The organism is Xanthomonas melonis, from assembly GCF_020783655.1.
Lineage (GTDB): Bacteria > Pseudomonadota > Gammaproteobacteria > Xanthomonadales > Xanthomonadaceae > Xanthomonas > Xanthomonas melonis.
The window spans coordinates 302,260-317,144 of record NZ_JAJGQH010000003.1 but is presented as its reverse complement, the minus strand read 5'-3'; the positions used below and the strand labels follow the sequence as shown (position 1 = coordinate 317,144).

General features: G+C 67.0%; 15 protein-coding genes. 8 read left to right on the top strand and 7 right to left on the bottom strand.

Annotated elements, in window-relative coordinates; all coding sequences use genetic code 11:
• The first annotated feature begins 57 nt into the window (after nucleotides 1-57).
• The 4 genes from LL964_RS04795 (at nucleotide 58) to LL964_RS04780 (ending at nucleotide 3,006) form a co-directional block, all read left to right on the top strand.
• Nucleotides 58-678 carry a YiiX/YebB-like N1pC/P60 family cysteine hydrolase gene (locus tag LL964_RS04795; RefSeq protein WP_104585888.1) on the top strand — a complete coding sequence of 207 codons (621 nt, stop codon included), beginning with the start codon at nucleotides 58-60 and terminating at the stop codon, nucleotides 676-678.
• A 142-nt stretch (nucleotides 679-820) separates the two neighbouring features.
• Nucleotides 821-1,309 carry a MarR family winged helix-turn-helix transcriptional regulator gene (locus tag LL964_RS04790; protein ID WP_167395218.1) on the top strand — a complete coding sequence of 163 codons (489 nt, stop codon included), beginning with the start codon at nucleotides 821-823 and terminating at the stop codon, nucleotides 1,307-1,309.
• A 26-nt stretch (nucleotides 1,310-1,335) separates the two neighbouring features.
• Nucleotides 1,336-2,262: a CPBP family intramembrane glutamic endopeptidase gene (locus LL964_RS04785; RefSeq protein ID WP_104585890.1), complete on the top strand. Its 927-nt coding sequence runs from the start codon at nucleotides 1,336-1,338 to the stop codon at nucleotides 2,260-2,262.
• 282 nt (nucleotides 2,263-2,544) lie between these two features.
• The gene (locus LL964_RS04780) at nucleotides 2,545-3,006 is read left to right on the top strand and encodes a DUF4126 family protein (protein ID WP_167395219.1); all 462 of its coding nucleotides are present in this window, start codon (nucleotides 2,545-2,547) and stop codon (nucleotides 3,004-3,006) included.
• A gap of 106 nt (nucleotides 3,007-3,112) precedes the next feature.
• Here the strand turns inward: LL964_RS04780 and LL964_RS04775 are convergent, their stop codons facing one another.
• From LL964_RS04775 to LL964_RS04765, 3 genes are all read right to left on the bottom strand, one after another.
• Nucleotides 3,113-3,508: a VOC family protein gene (locus tag LL964_RS04775; RefSeq protein WP_104585893.1), complete on the bottom strand. Its 396-nt coding sequence runs from the start codon at nucleotides 3,506-3,508 to the stop codon at nucleotides 3,113-3,115.
• A 118-nt stretch (nucleotides 3,509-3,626) separates the two neighbouring features.
• Entirely contained in the window at nucleotides 3,627-4,613 is a 987-nt protein-coding gene (locus LL964_RS04770; protein ID WP_104585895.1) for a glutathione S-transferase family protein, read from the bottom strand.
• A 130-nt stretch (nucleotides 4,614-4,743) separates the two neighbouring features.
• Entirely contained in the window at nucleotides 4,744-5,535 is a 792-nt protein-coding gene (locus tag LL964_RS04765; RefSeq protein WP_104585897.1) for an SPFH domain-containing protein, read from the bottom strand.
• Nucleotides 5,536-5,963: 428 nt separating this feature from the next.
• Between LL964_RS04765 and LL964_RS04760 the strand changes: the two genes are divergently transcribed.
• Nucleotides 5,964-7,550, top strand: coding sequence for an SDR family NAD(P)-dependent oxidoreductase (locus LL964_RS04760; protein WP_104585899.1), 1,587 nt, complete (start codon nucleotides 5,964-5,966; stop codon nucleotides 7,548-7,550).
• 189 nt (nucleotides 7,551-7,739) lie between these two features.
• On the opposite strand, the gene LL964_RS04755 is transcribed toward LL964_RS04760, so the two are convergent.
• Nucleotides 7,740-8,276, bottom strand: coding sequence for a 4-hydroxylaminobenzoate lyase (locus LL964_RS04755; RefSeq protein WP_104585901.1), 537 nt, complete (start codon nucleotides 8,274-8,276; stop codon nucleotides 7,740-7,742).
• Between the two features lie 208 nt (nucleotides 8,277-8,484).
• Between LL964_RS04755 and LL964_RS04750 the strand changes: the two genes are divergently transcribed.
• Nucleotides 8,485-9,456 carry a LysR family transcriptional regulator gene (locus LL964_RS04750; RefSeq protein WP_104585903.1) on the top strand — a complete coding sequence of 324 codons (972 nt, stop codon included), beginning with the start codon at nucleotides 8,485-8,487 and terminating at the stop codon, nucleotides 9,454-9,456.
• A 69-nt stretch (nucleotides 9,457-9,525) separates the two neighbouring features.
• Here the strand turns inward: LL964_RS04750 and LL964_RS04745 are convergent, their stop codons facing one another.
• Nucleotides 9,526-9,840, bottom strand: coding sequence for a hypothetical protein (locus LL964_RS04745; RefSeq protein ID WP_104586466.1), 315 nt, complete (start codon nucleotides 9,838-9,840; stop codon nucleotides 9,526-9,528).
• A 349-nt stretch (nucleotides 9,841-10,189) separates the two neighbouring features.
• Here LL964_RS04745 and LL964_RS04740 point away from each other — a divergent pair, with 349 nt between their 5' ends.
• On the top strand, nucleotides 10,190-11,686 hold the full coding sequence (locus LL964_RS04740) for a hypothetical protein (protein ID WP_104586467.1): 1,497 nt from the start codon (nucleotides 10,190-10,192) through the stop codon (nucleotides 11,684-11,686).
• Between the two features lie 263 nt (nucleotides 11,687-11,949).
• On the opposite strand, the gene LL964_RS04735 is transcribed toward LL964_RS04740, so the two are convergent.
• Nucleotides 11,950-12,870 (bottom strand): hypothetical protein, encoded by a 921-nt coding sequence (locus LL964_RS04735; protein WP_104585905.1) that lies wholly within the window; start codon nucleotides 12,868-12,870, stop codon nucleotides 11,950-11,952.
• 252 nt (nucleotides 12,871-13,122) lie between these two features.
• Entirely contained in the window at nucleotides 13,123-13,890 is a 768-nt protein-coding gene (locus LL964_RS04730; RefSeq protein WP_167395220.1) for a DJ-1/PfpI family protein, read from the bottom strand.
• A gap of 190 nt (nucleotides 13,891-14,080) precedes the next feature.
• Between LL964_RS04730 and LL964_RS04725 the strand changes: the two genes are divergently transcribed.
• Complete coding sequence (locus LL964_RS04725; protein WP_104585909.1) at nucleotides 14,081-14,494, top strand: GFA family protein; 414 nt, start codon at nucleotides 14,081-14,083, stop codon at nucleotides 14,492-14,494.
• The last annotated feature ends 391 nt before the right edge of the window (nucleotides 14,495-14,885 follow it).

Genomic DNA, 14,885 nt, shown 5'->3' with positions numbered 1-14,885 from the left:
GGAGACGGCAGGTTTTCCGGGCGATAATGCCGCCCTTCCCATTGCCGGACCTGCACCATGCGTCTCGCTGCGCTGATCCTGTTGCTTCTCGCATCGCTGCCCGGCACGGCGCTGGCGCTGCGCCTGCAGGACGGCGATCTGCTGTTCGTCACCGCCGGACAGACCGGCCTGAGCGGCGCGATCGATGACGCTACCGCCCAGCAGGGTGCGCCCAGCTTCGACCACGTCGGCTTGCTCGCACATGCCGGCGCCACGCAGGTGGTACTGCATGCCGATGAAAAAGGTTCGCGCGAACAGCCACTGCGCGAGTTCGTCGAAGAAGCCATCGCCCGGCAGCGCAAGATCCTGGTCTACCGGCTGGTGCACCAACACCGCCCTACCATTGCCGATGCCATCGCCCAGGCGCGCCGCATGCTCGGCAAGCCATACAACGCGACCTACGTGCCCAGCGACGACAGTTACTACTGCTCGGATTTCATCGAGCGGGCGTTCCGCGCGCACCGGGTCTTCGCGCTGCAACCGATGAACTTCAGGAATCCGCAGACCGGCACGATCTCGCCGTACTGGACGGACTTCTACCGTAGCAGGGGCATGCAGGTGCCGCAGGACGTGCCCGGCAGCAATCCCAACGACATGGCGCGCGCGCCCGTGCTTGCGCCGCTCGGGCCATTGAACTGACGCATCCCCTGGGCGGGCAGGCAACACATGGCGACCCAGCCAGATCCGCGCTGACCCTGACGCAACGGCCTATTCGTTCTGCAAGGCCACCCCCGACTTCCGGCACATGGCGCAAATGCAACAGCGCTTATACATTTCAGCCATGAACCCAGCCTCGCCCACACTCGGCACCCTGGTCCGGCACCTGATCGAATTGCTGGACGGCGATCTCGAAGCGGTCTACGCCAGCTCCGGGCTTGCCTGGCGGCCGCGTTATACCCCGGTGTTGCGCGTGCTCATGCGGCTTGGCCCGGCCTCGATCAAGGTGCTGGCACAGGAGATCGGCATCACCCATTCCGCCGCCAGCCAGACCGTCGCCCAGATGGTCGGGCAGCGTCTGGTGGTGCTGAAGGCCGGCACGGATGCACGCGAACGCATCGTGGCACTCACCCCCAAAGCGAAGCGGATGATTCCCGCCCTGCAGCGCCAATGGGCCGCGACCAATGCGGCGGCTGCGCAACTGGATGCGGAACTGTCGGTCCCGCTGTCTGCGGTGCTGGCCGAGGCCATCGCCGCGTTGAACCGGCGACCGTTCGCCACCCGTATCGCCGAGGCGGCGGTCGCCGCTGCCCCTCACGTCCCCACCCCCTGACCCGCCGCATCCACAAGGAGTCGCACATGCACGCAATGACGCAATCCCCCTCTCCTGTTGCAGCGTCTGCGGCCACGCACGCATCGCAGTCCATCGAACTGGGCGAGCGCGGCGTCCTGCGCCCGGGCCGCCTGCGCTGGCTGCGCGCCTGCGCCTGGGCAACCCTGCTGTTCTTCCTGGTCGCTGTGCCCACCGGCATCGTCACCCGCCTGCTCGGCAGCTTCTGGCCGAAGACCGACGAACCCGTGCAGTTCGCGGTCAGCGCCTTCGGCGCGCTGGTGGCCTTGGGCATCTATACGCTGGCGGTGCGGCTGGGCGAACGACGCACGCCGTCGGAGATCGCGCTGCGTCCCATGCTGCCGCAACTGGTGATCGGCCTGTTGGCCGGTGCGGCGATGTTCTCTGCCGTCATGGGCATCATGGCGCTGTTCGGTCTCTACGACATCCAGCCCACCGGGCCTGCATCGGCCTGGACTCCGCTGCGCCAGGCGTTGCAGGCCGGCATCGTGGAAGAGCTCATGATGCGTGCGGCGATCCTGCGCCTGCTATGGCGCGCCTTCGGCCCCTGGGCCGCCTTTGCGGTGTCCTCGGCGATCTTCGGCCTGAGCCATCTGGGCAATCCGAATGCCACGGTCCTGGCGGCGATCTGCATCGCCCTGGAAGCCGGCGTCATGCTCGGCGCGTTCTATGCGCTCACCGGCCGCATCTGGGTGTCGATCGGGGCGCATATCGCCTGGAACTTCACGCAGGGCTATCTGTTCGGCGCCGCCGTCTCGGGCATCACCTCGGGTGCGGCCATCGCGCGCAGCGTGCCGAACCCGGCCATGCCCGAGATGCTCACCGGCGGTGTGTTCGGCCCGGAGGCCTCGTTACCTGCGGCGCTGGTGTGCCTGGTGGTCGGGCTGAGCATCGTGTGGATGGCGTGGCGTGCGGGCAGGTTCGCCACACGCTGACCTGTCTGCATTCCGCCAAACGGTCGCGTCCGCAGGGGCGCACGCGACCACATCGCGCAGCTGCACCTCGGTGACGCTGCGATCCCAGGCTTCACCGCGCAGGCTCCACGGGCCTGCGCGCTGCCCTGTAGCCACGCGCCGACCCGGCACATCGCCGCCACGTCCGCCTCTGGCGTCTTGCCAGCACCCACACATGCCACCTTCTAGGCTGCCTGCATCGACACATCGTGCCGGCACGCAGCGCATCCCGCCTGTGGTCGCGCGGCACGTACCGAGGTGCTTATGGCTCTGATTCATTCCATCCTGATGGGCGCGGTGGCCGGCATGCGCTCGATGACGCCGCTTGCCGCGGTGACCAATGCAGCGCGCAACGGCAAGCTTCCCCGCGACAACGGCGCGCCCAGCCTGCTCGCCAACCCGCTGGCGTCGGCCGGCATGCTGGCGCTGGCCAGCGGCGAGATCGCAGGCGACAAGATGAAGAGCGCACCCGACCGCATCGTGCTGCCCGGCATGGTGGCGCGCGTGGCCACCGGCATGATCGCCGGCGCGGCGTTGGCCCCTCGCCAGCAGCGCGGCATCGCCGCCGTGCTGGGTGCAGCCGCCGCCGTCGGCGCCGCGTATCTCACCTTCAATCTGCGCATGCGCGCGATCGAACGGTACGGGCAGACCCGCACCGGCGCCGTCGAAGATGCGATGGCGGTGGGCGCTGCCGCGTTGATCGTCCGCAGCGCCGCAGACGAATAACTGCGGCGCGAGCACAGGCGCCCACCGGCATCGCCGGCTGCGCAGTCTTATCGGCAGCGCAAAGCACCATCGCACGCTGCTAGCCCGCAGGCAGGCGTCGAAGACCTCAGGCAGGCCTATGAATGGCGCACAGCTTGTTGCCGTCGGGGTCGCGCACATACGCCAGCCAGGCGGAGCCCAGGCTGCTTTCGCGCAGACCGGGCGGATCTTCGATGGATGTACCGCCCGCGGCCACCGCCGCGTCGTGGAAGGCCTGCACCTGTTGCGGCGACGCGCAGCTGAAGCCCACCGTGGTGCCGTTGCCGCTGGTGGCCGGCGCGTCGTCGATCGGCTGGCTCACACAGAACGTGCTGCCCGCGTGGCGGTAGAACAGCCGTACATGGCCGGATCCGGCCGTATTGACCAGCGGCGCGGGCACGCCCAATACCTGGCCCAGGACCGCGTCGTAGAACTGCCTGGAACGGGCGATATCGTTACTTCCCACCATCACGTGATTCAGCATCGCGTGTTCTCCTGTTTTCGGCCCGACAGCATAGGCAATCAGCGAGCTGGCGGGCCAGGTGCGCGCGCCCGTGTCACGCCCCGTAACGCGTCCGTGTCGATTCTCCGCGCGCGCCGGGCTAGTCGTCCTGGCGCGCGCCGCGCCCGTGCGGAGCCAGCAGATCCAGTTGCGGGCCCATCGGCACGATGCCGGTGGGATTGATCATGTCGTGGCTCTGGTAGTAGTGGCCCTTGATGTGCTGGAAATTCACCGTGTCGGCGATGCCCGGCATCTGGTAGAGCTCACGCAGAAACCCGGACAGTTGCGGGTAGTCGGCAATCCGCCGCAGATTGCACTTGAAGTGCCCCACGTAGACCGCATCGAAGCGCACCAGCGTCGTGAACAGGCGCCAATCGGCTTCGGTCAAGGCCTCGCCGCACAGGTAGCGTTGTCGGCCCAGGCGCGCTTCCAGCCAGTCCAGCGTCTCGAACAGCGGCACCACCGCTTCTTCATAGGCCTGCTGGGTGGTCGCAAATCCGGCCTTGTACACGCCGTTGTTGACGGTGTCGTACACACGCGCATTGACTGCATCGATCTCGCTGCGCAAGGCCTGCGGGTAGTAATCGCCCGGCTGCGCACCCACCGCGTCGAAGGCGCTGTTGAACATGCGGATGATGTCGGCCGACTCGTTGCTCACCACCGTCTTGCGCTCGCGATCCCATAGCACCGGCACGGTCACACGCCCGGAATACTGCGCATCGGCGGCCAGATAGATCTCGTACAGATGCCTGGCGTGGTTGATCGGGTCGGCGATCACGCAAGGCCCGGGCTGGAAGGTCCAGCCCTGCTTGCCCATCAGCCAATGCACCACGGAAACATCGATGATCTTCTCCAGGCCCTTGAGCCGGCGGAAGATCAGCGTGCGGTGCGCCCACGGGCATGCCAGCGACACGTACAGGTGGTAGCGCCCCGCCGCTGCCTGAAATCCGGCGTCTCCATGCGGGCCGGCCGCGCCGTCGCGCGTCACCCAATGGCGGAACTGCGATTGCGAGCGTTCGAAACGCCCATCGCTCTTGTCGGTGTCGTACCAGCGGTCTTGCCACTTGCCATCGACCAGCAGGCCCATGATCGTTCCTTGCAACCCAGCACAGACGGCCACCGTAGCCCGGCGGCGTTGCAGAAGGTGTGAGCGATCACTGGCCACGAGCGGCCTGCCGCAGGCCGCGATGGCCGTGCCTGGCAACGTCCAGCGAAGGCTAGCGGGCGATGACCGAGGTTCCCGACGGCACCATGTAGCACGCCTGCGCCTTCTTGCAGGCCTCGGCATTGAGTTCGGCGATCTGGCTGGCCAGGTATTGTTCCGGCGTCAGCCCCATCCGATTACGGTAGGCATTATCGGCATCGGCCTTGGCCACCTGCTCCTGCTCGCGCTGCCGTTCGGCGGTGGTGGCCTCGACCAGGGTCTTGACCCGTTGCTGCTGCGCCGCCGTCAGGTTCATCTGCTGCAGCACGTCCGGATTGGGGCGCGCACGGCCCAGCGTGATGTTCTGGATCTCGATCGGCAACCGCTGCTCCTTGACCAGTGCACGCACGTTCTGCGTCACCGAATCGTCGATTCTTCTGGCGGTGTCCGGGTCGCTCATCATCCGGGTCATGTCGTAGCGCTTGACCTGATCGCGCACGATGGAGGCGTACTGGCTGGCGACGTTATTCTTGAACCAGTCCGGCCCGAAACCGGACAGCAGCAGCGCCGGTGCGGTGATGCGATATTGGATCTGCGTGGAGAAATCCAACAGGATGTTGTCGCTGGAGGAAAAATCGTCGAAAGCCACCTGCACCGTCTGCGGCGTCACGTCCACATAGGTGGCCGAGGTGGTCAACCATGCATAGGTGCGGCCGGGGGCGCGCACATCGTCCAGACGGATCCCACCCTTGCCGAACAGCAGGGGTTTGTCCACCAGCACGGCCTGTTGCCCGGGATCGGGCGAAACGACCGTACACGCGCACAGCAGGCCGGCCAGCGCAGTGGCCAGTACAGCGATTTTCATATGTATCCCCTGGAGTGACCGGCATGCCGGCACCGGCGAAGTGTCGCTGTCGAAGCGGCATTATCCGGCCGGGCACCGCAACGTGCCAGTACGCACGCCCTCCGGGCGCGCGGCAGTTGGAAGATCGCCAGCGCCCCCCTTCCAGGGAGCAATGGCCGTGCCGCCGGCCGCGCACCGTCGGGCGGCACTCCCTGCCGCCGCCACGCCCCGCTGCACTGCGCCAGCGCCTCCGGTCCGCCGGAGCGGTGGCGAAGGCAGCGCACGCCGCATTGGCGCGGTGCCCCACCGATCGGCGAAAATGGCCGCCCGCAACGCGGCGCATCCCGCAGCAGCGTCCCATCCCGGCCAGGCAGCTGCCCTGCCCCGGTACAGGCACCGCCCACAGCCGTTCGCAGCGACCGCGCCATCGCCACTTCCCTGGATCCGCCTTGACCACCACCGCCTCGCCCCCGCCTGCCGCCGACCTGCCGCTGACCGACCGCCTGCGCGCCGCGCTGGATCTGCTGGAAGCCATCGATGCCGATCGCAGCGTGCTCGACACCCTGCCCGAGGCCGACCGCGTGCGCCTGCATCAGGTGGTCGCCAGGGTCTACCACCCCGAGCCCAAGGCGCGCCGCCAGCTGCTCAAGCAGCGCGAACGCGAGCGCAATCAGGAAAAGGTGCGCAAGGCCGAAGCCCTGCTCGAACAGCGCGGCATCCGCGCCCTGCGGCGCAAGCCGGTGTTCAGCACCCCGAACTATTTCCCGCCGCATGCAGCCGGCCTGCACGATGCGCACAACGGCGAGAATGCCGCGGCCACGCCGGAGCCGACGCATTCGCCGGAGCTGCGCCACTGCTATGTGTGCAAGCAGAAGTTCACCCAGCTGCATCATTTCTACGACCAGATGTGCCCGGCCTGCGCCGAGCTGAATTTCTTCAAGCGCACCGAAACCGCCGACCTGCGCGGGCGCGTGGCATTGCTGACCGGCGGCCGCGTCAAGATCGGTTACCAGGCGGGCTTGAAGCTGCTGCGTGCCGGCGCCGAGCTCATCGTCACCACGCGTTTCCCGCGCGACTCCGCCGCGCGGTATGCGCAGGAGCCGGACTTCGCGCAATGGGGCCATCGCCTGCAGGTGTTCGGGCTGGACCTGCGCCATACCCCCAGCGTGGAAGCGTTCTGCAGCCAGCTGCTGGCGACGCGCGAGCGGCTGGACTTCATCATCAACAATGCCTGCCAGACCGTGCGCCGCCCGCCGCAGTTCTATGCGCACATGATGGCGGGCGAAACCACTGCCCTGCATGAGCTGCCGGAAACGGTGCGCAACCTGGTGGGCCACTACGAAGGCCTGCGCACGCCCGAGCTGCTGCGCGACGCCTCTGCCACGGCGCTGCCGGCAGTGCACGGCCGCGGCCTCGTCGATGCCGATGGCCTGACCCGCGCCGCCGAGCTATCGCAGATTGCGTTGCTGGACGACGAGCTGGTGGGGCAGGAGCATCTGTTCCCCGAAGGCCGGCTCGATCAGGACCTGCAGCAGGTGGATCTACGCGGCCGTAACTCGTGGCGTTTGCTGATGCACGAGGTGCCCTCGGTGGAACTGCTGGAGACCCAACTGGTCAACGCCGTCGCACCGTTCATCATCAATGCGCGCCTGAAACCGCTGATGTTGCGCACGCCCGAACGCGACAAGCACATCGTCAACGTCTCGGCGATGGAAGGCCAGTTCTACCGCAATTTCAAGACCACCCGGCATCCGCACACCAACATGGCCAAGGCCGCGTTGAACATGATGACGCGCACCTCGGCGGCCGATTACCAGAACGACGGCATCCACATGAACAGCGTGGACACCGGCTGGGTGACCGACGAAGATCCGGCCGACATCGCCGCGCTCAAGGTGCAGCAGGAACGCTTCCACCCGCCATTGGACATCGTCGACGGTGCCGCACGCATCGTCGACCCGATCATCCATGGCTTCAATACCGGCGAGCACGTGTGGGGGCAATTCCTGAAGGACTACGCACCCACGGACTGGTAAGCGCCTGCGCAATGGCGCGGTAGCGCCGCGGCACGCCTGCCGCAGCGGGCCATGCGTGCTGGCCGGCGCTGGCGGCCTCGGCATTCCAGACGGCCTTGAGGGTCGTCTCGGTGGCCACCCCCGCGCCTGCAGCCGCGGCAGTGCGAGCGGCTCGCGCCTTGGGTGGGTGACTCCGGCATCCGGCGCTCATCACGCGTCCTCTTCCGGCGGTGGTCCGTAGACGATGCGCCCTGCCGGCAGGTAGAACAGTGCGATGATGCGTCCACCCCGCGCTTCGGGGTAGTGATGCGAGCCCGGGCCGGGCGCCGTCCATCCGGCCTCGCACCATCCGTTCGGGCCCATCAGCGCCGCGCCCGGGTCGAGCGGAACCACCATGTTGAATTCGCCGTAGGTATGGGTGTGGTACTGCCCGCGATAGGTGTGTTCCGGTGTGTTCTGCGCACTGCCGCTGTCCATGTAGACCGCGGTGATGCTGAAGTAATGCGTGCGCTCGGAAGGCGCGGCGATCCGGCTGCGCCGGTAGATCGCACCGTCGAGTTCCTCGTTGGCCGCCCATCCATCGCGTACGCCGCCCGTCACCAGCTCGGCCAGGGCCTGGAACAAGGCCGAATCCGGGCCATAGGTGCGGTTCAACCAGCGCTCGACCTGGGTACCGGCCGTGCGCTCCTTGATGGCGTCCAACAGCTCGATGCTGCGCTGGATCAGCGCCTCGCGATGGTCTTGCATGGGGTCCTCATCGATCCGATCCGCATCGGACGTCGTGTTCCAGCCTGCGCGGCGGTGGCCAACGCAGACCCAGGGCCGCACGTCAGCTATCGGCGTGCGGATGCGTACTGTTTCTGACGCAACCGATCATGGGCGTTTGGCACGACGCAAGGAACTGGATTGTTTTCAGGTTTAAGATGCAGCAAATTCATTTTGCGGAAGGTCAGGCGTGCCCATCGGCCAGGTGGACCTCAATCTGCTGAAGGTCTTCGATGCGATCTACGAAGACCGCAATCTGGTCGCCGCGGGCCGCCGTCTCCATCTGAGCCAGTCGGCGGTGAGCCATGCGCTGTCGCGTCTGCGCATGGTGATGGGCGACGACATGTTCGTGCGTACCGGCAAGGGGATGCTGCCCACCGCACGCGCCACCGCCGTCGCCGCAGAACTGCGCGACTGCCTGCGCCGGCTGGAGGCGGTCATGGGAGCCGAGCGCTTCGATCCCGCCACCACCACGCGCCGCTTCGTGTTCGCGGCCAACGACTACCTCACCGCCACGCTCATGGCGCCGTTGCTGCGCGCGCTACGGCAGGCAGCACCGAATCTGGACATCGCCATCCTGCCGTCCACGCGGCTGGATCTTGCCGAGCAGATCGATCTGGGGCGTATCGATCTGGCGATCGGCATCTTCGCCCAGGTGCCCGAGCGCATGACGCTGACGCACCTGATCGCACAGGGCGAAGCGCTGCTGCTGCACGAGCAGCATCCCGCAGCGGGTCGTCAGCCCACGCTGCACGACCTGGCCACCTATCCGCTGGCGGTGGTCTCGGTCGGCGGCCGCGAAGAAGGTGCGGTGGATGGTTTCATCCTGGAACGCGGGCTGGCACGGCATTCGGAAATGTTCGACCGGCATGCATTGGAAGCCGCGCTGGCCGGCATCGGCGCAAGGCCGCGGCTATGCGTCACGCTGCCGCACGCGCTGGCCATTCCCACGCTGCTGCCCGGCAGCGACATGATCGCCATCGTGCCGCAGTCCCTCACCCACGCCTGCATCGAAAATACCCGGCTGCAGGTGTACCCGTTGCCTTACCCGACCACCAGCGTGGCGACCAGCGCGGTCTGGCACCAACGCAACGATCACGATCCGCTGCATCTGTGGATCCGCGGCATGCTCGCCTCGACGGTGGACGCGCACCAACCCTAGCTGGCCGCTGCCTTGGACTGCCTCGCGTGCCGCCTGCCGCGCAGGCGTGCTCGCTGCGCGCGCGGCGCCTCAGCGTGCGCGCCCGGCGTCCTTGTTCGCCTGTGCACGCGTGAGCGCGTTGGCGGTGGCAATGACCTCCGGCAATTCCTGCCAGAACGCGTCTACCTGGTCGGCCGCCACCACACCTTCGAACGTGGCGCTGTCGAACACCGGCCGGGTCTGCAGGAACAGCCCGTCGCGGCCCTGCAGGACGAAGTGGAAACAGGCCTGCCAGCGCGGATCCGGCTGGGCAGACAACTCCACCACCACCTTGCGGCTCTTGCGATCGGCCTCGCCGGGCACGGCGGTAATGGTGCGTGCGGTAATGGGATTTCCGGTACTCATGGCCGCGATGATCCGCACGACCATGTCGCCATTCCGTGATCCACGCCCGCGTGTACCGGTGTTTCAGTAAGGCCAGAGAGTTTGACGATCGCCACTTCACGACGGCATCACCCGATCGACCACGACGCCACGCGCCGCGTGGTTGGCCTTCCGGCTCGGCGAGGTAACACCCGCATCTTGCCTGTGCGCATCCGCGCATGCGCGCGACCGATGTCTTCACCCACCGGGACTGGCCTGCCAGGTCGCCGCATCGACCACCGGGGCGCCCTCCACATTCCGCTGACACCAGTAAGGTCGGTTGCTGGCATCCTTCTTCGGGATATTCACCACCGACGCAGAGGACGCGGCCGTGTCGCAACACGCCATCGAAGAGCTGATCGAGCGCTGCATCCATCTGGTCGATGCCAGCGCAGTGGAGCGTTCGCGCAAGGCAGCGCTCATCCACGCGCTGCTACGCCTGCAGGCGCGTTACGACACCAACCTGACCTGGTTGCGCATGCACAGCGTGCTGCTGCGCCATGGCGTGCTGCTGCGCACACGTGCCGAAGACGTCGGCGACACCGCACTACGCGCCCATGCCCTGTCCGCCGAGGCCCCAGGTTGGCTCGATCATGCACACGGCCCCGCCTATCTGGCGTGGGAAGGCGACACCCGCGTGGTCTACCGGCTGACCGAGCCCGGCACCGACATGCCGCTGGCCGAGCTGTTCTACCAGGTGCTGACGCTTGCCGACCAGTCGGGCGATGCGTCGCTGTTCGTCGACGGCTATGGCCTATTGGTGAACGGCTGGCTGGACGAAACCTTCGACGCCAACGACGGCATCGCCGCCACGCTCGATGGCCTGCTCGCTTCCGATGCATTGCAGGGCATCCGTGCGCTGGCCGCGCGCCAGGGACTCAAGCGCCGGCGCAATGCGCCCGAGGATCTGGCCTTGCCGCGCCTTGACGACGGCGGTGCCGCGGACGACATCGAGCGCGCCATCGGCCTGCGCTTCTTTCTGCAACCCAAGCGCACCTCGGCAGCGCTGCGGGCCGCACGCGACAAGGCACGGCACCGGCAAGCCCGGGTCTACGCCGTCCTTCCACAGCTGATCGATCGACATCTGGGCGCATCGCTGCGGGCCGCAGGCTGGTCGCCCGTCGCCGTTGCGGTGCCGCTGCAATGGCACTGGATCCGCGATGTCGACGGCAACCGCCAGCATCTGTGGGCCAGCTACGACGCCTCCCTGGGCGAGCTGATGGTGCAGGTGGGCCTGCAGCATGCGCGCCTGCTGGCCTGGCAGCAGCGTACGGCAACCACCCACCTGCACGATCTGCATGTCGTGGATGGCGCAGCCCGGTTTCTCGGCGAAGACATCCTGCACAGTGCGGACATCGGCAATTACGGCGGCTGGGTGGTGAATCCGGCAAGCAGCGATGCCACGCTCGAGGCCGGCCTGGATCGCCTGGCGGCCGCACTCCCCACGCTGGACGCAAGTTACTTCGGCCGCATTGCCACGCAGCTCGCCGGCCCCTGGTTCGAACGCCCTGCCGACACCTGGCTGCAGTTGCTGGAAACGGGCGACGATACCGGCGCGGTGCCGCCCACGGTGGTATTCGCCAGCCCCGACAGCCTGCTGCTCGCCTTCGTGTTCTTTCATCTGGAACGCGGCCATACCACGCACGCGGACGCGTTGGTGGAGCAGTTGCGCGCACGGCTGGCCGCACGCCCGCGGCCAAGTGTCTGGCATCGCCACGCGTTGGCGCCGTTCCTGCAGCAATGGGAACAGGGCGCACGCAGCATGCCGATGCCCGCGGTGCTGCACCCGCTGCTGCTCGCCCACCTGCGCGCCAACGACAGCGCCTGATGGTGATGCCACAGCGCGTCGCGGTAGCGACGATGCAGTGTCGGTATCGGGCTGATCACGCTGCGCAGCCACCGTTTGGGGCGCTCGACACGGGCGCAGGATCCACAGCCGCGCCATCCTTGAAGCCCTCACCAGGGGCACGATCGCAGCATGTGCAATGCAATTGCCCGACGATCGCCATGGCCGGTATTCCCTCGATTGCCACAGCTGCCCTCAACGGCCGACTCACGGCACGCATCGTTAGCGCGCCGTATGTGGCGTCCTCAGTAGCGACGCGCCTCGGCCGTCGGTGGCAGGGTCGCAAAGCGTGCGCTGTTGAAGTCGTGCAGCAGCCGCACTACCTGCTCGCCGTCCTGTGGATAGCGCGCAAGCGCGCTCTCGCGCAAGCGATACAGACAACCCTCGCGCGCGAACACCAGATCGCCGCCATCCCAATCGGCCCAGTCGGTACCCGGTAGCGATGCCAGCACGGTACCCTCACGATCCAGCACACGGTGATCCAACGCATACCACGCGTCGTTCTGCCGCCCCACTGCCTGTAACAGCGACTGCAGCACGTGCCCGCCCTTGCCATGCTTCTCCAGCACACGCGGGCGCGTGAAGCGATAGAGCACGCCACTGCGCAGCCCACCGCTCTCGCCTTCACCGGCATCGCGCACGCGCCATCCATCGCGCTGCCGGAGCGCATCGTCGATCGGCGCATCCTCGCCACCGCCGGAGTATTGCCCGAATGGCCGCACCCTCATCTCGTGCGGCAACCGAAACCCGGTGGGCAGCGGAAACGGCGCACGGCCGTCCTGTGGGCGGTGATTCAACAGCAGCGTCCGCTCGTCCTCGAAGACGCCGCCACCGCCCCACGTATCGCCTTTGGGCCACAGTGCCAACGCCGTAAAGAACGGCGGCCGCGACAATGCCGTCCAGCTGCCGAAGTCGCCCTTGTGCTTGGCCGCGAAATACACCAGCAGCCGCCCCGACGGCGACAGATCGCACCGCCGCTCGTAGATGCGGCCCTTGAACCATTGCCCATGCTCGAAGGTATCGGTGGCGCGATCCCAGCCAATGAGCTGTACCTGCTTGGTCGGTCCGCGGCGAAAGATCACGGCCGTGCGCGCCTCACGCGCCAGCAGCGCATAGAGCCGTGTGGCCGGTGCCGCATGTGTTTCGCCAGGCTGTGTCGCGTCCAATCATCACCTCTGCCGGTTGGCCAGCGCGCCATCGCCCGCATTGCGACAGCGCACTCCAGCCTTGTACAAGAAGGGGCCTGCGTCGCTTGCGCCGGCCTCGGCAGGCGCAGGATAACGCTCGATGCGCTCTGATTGAAGGCAGTTGCCCAGACCGAAAAACCCCGGCGCATCGCGGCAGATCACGCGCAACGTAGGGCGGTACGATGCGTCCTGCGTTGTCCAGCGTCTCGCGTAGCGTCCAGCCGCCGCCGCTCAACCCGCGCCGATCGCAGCGACGAACGGATCGTTGGTGGAATCTTCGTTCCACACATACTCGGCAATACCGGCGACCTGACTGGCAGCATCGCGACCGAAGATCTTAGCGATCAACGCAAGTGCCATGTCCGTGCCCGCCGACACGCCGGAGGAAGTGAAGATGTGTCCGTCTTCCACCCAGCGCGCCTGCCTCACCCACTGCACCTTGGGGCCCTGCGCTGCCACCCAGTTGAAGGCGCGTTTATTGGTCGTGGCACGCCGCCCATCCAGCAAGCCGGTGCGCGCAAGCAGAGCCGCACCGGTACAGATGCTGCCCACATGCGGCGCGGCGCGTGCCAGGCGCGCGATGCCGGCGATGAGCGCAGCGTTGTCCACTTCGCGTCGCGTGCCCATGCCGCCGGGCACCAGCAGGATGTCGATGGTGGGCGCCGCATCCAGGGTGTGATCCACCGCGACCGCCGGCCCCGCACTGCTGGCCACCGCGCCCATGCGTTCGCCGAGCATCACGATCTTCACCTTGCCCTGGAGATTGCCGAACATGTCCAACGGCCCGAACACGTCCAGCAGCTGGAAGCCCTCGAACACCACCATGCCCAAGGTCAGCTGCGCCCCATCTCCGGCCGCCTTGCCGTGCTGCGCGCCCGCAGGGCGCCGCGCATTCGCCATCGCGCCAGCTGAGAGCAAGGCTGCACCACCCAGCAGTGCAGTGCGCAGCACCATGCGGCGTGCGCGGCCAGCAGACGTCTGCTCCAGTTCGATGGACATGACAGTTCCTCGGATGTGCATAAAGGCCAGGTGGCGTCGCGCATGGACGAGTTCGCAGTGCAGCGCAGATCCCGTCACCAGCGCGCAGCCACTGTATGCACCGCTGCGCAGTGCCGCGTGAGGACGCCTGCCTGGACGCGACCGCCACCTGCTAGATTGCCGCCACTGCGCACCGACACAGGAGTTCCCCATGACCCCGGACATACTCAGCGGCCGCTGCCACTGCGGCAGTGCGGGGTGGCAACTGGCGGGCGATCCGGGCTCGATCACCGCCTGCAACTGCACCCTGTGTCGCCGCTATGGAGCGCTATGGGCCTACGACTTCGAGCACGGACGCATTGCCCTGCACGGCCCCACTCAGACCTATGTGCGTGCCGACAACCGCGCTCCCGTCCTGGAAATCCACTTCTGCCCAACCTGCGCAAGCGTCCTCTGCTGGCGCGGCCTGCACCTGGAAGCGGACGGCCGCCGCCGCATGGCGGTCAATCTCCGGCTTGCAGATCCACACGCGGTCGCCCACCTGCACATCGATCACTTCGACGGCCTGGACAGCTTCGAAGATCTGCCCGCTGATGGTCGCTGTGTGCGGGATCTGTGGTTTTGAATTACTGCACCGATGCCGACTATCGCGTGAGTGTGGCCGCTCGCATGCTTGGAGGTGCCGATGCGGCCACACTGAGCCTGCACCCATCCTTACCTGCATCAGGCATCCGACTTGGCAGGCGGGTCCTTGCTACGCGTTCTGGAAACGGCGGTCACGATGCCAATGCCCAAGAGGACGACCGCACCCACCGCGATCCATTGCGCGCTCAGCCCGGCCAGGTGCGCCATAGGCCAAGCCGCTGATGACCACCACCATACCGATCAGATAAATTGCGAACGACGACACGTCCGTCTCCTCATTGTGGGCGGCGCAGATTGTTGTTGGGCTGCCGTGCTGGCCGCGTGAGGACCAGGGAAAAGCGTACTGGAGAATCTGAAGAAGAACACCGCAC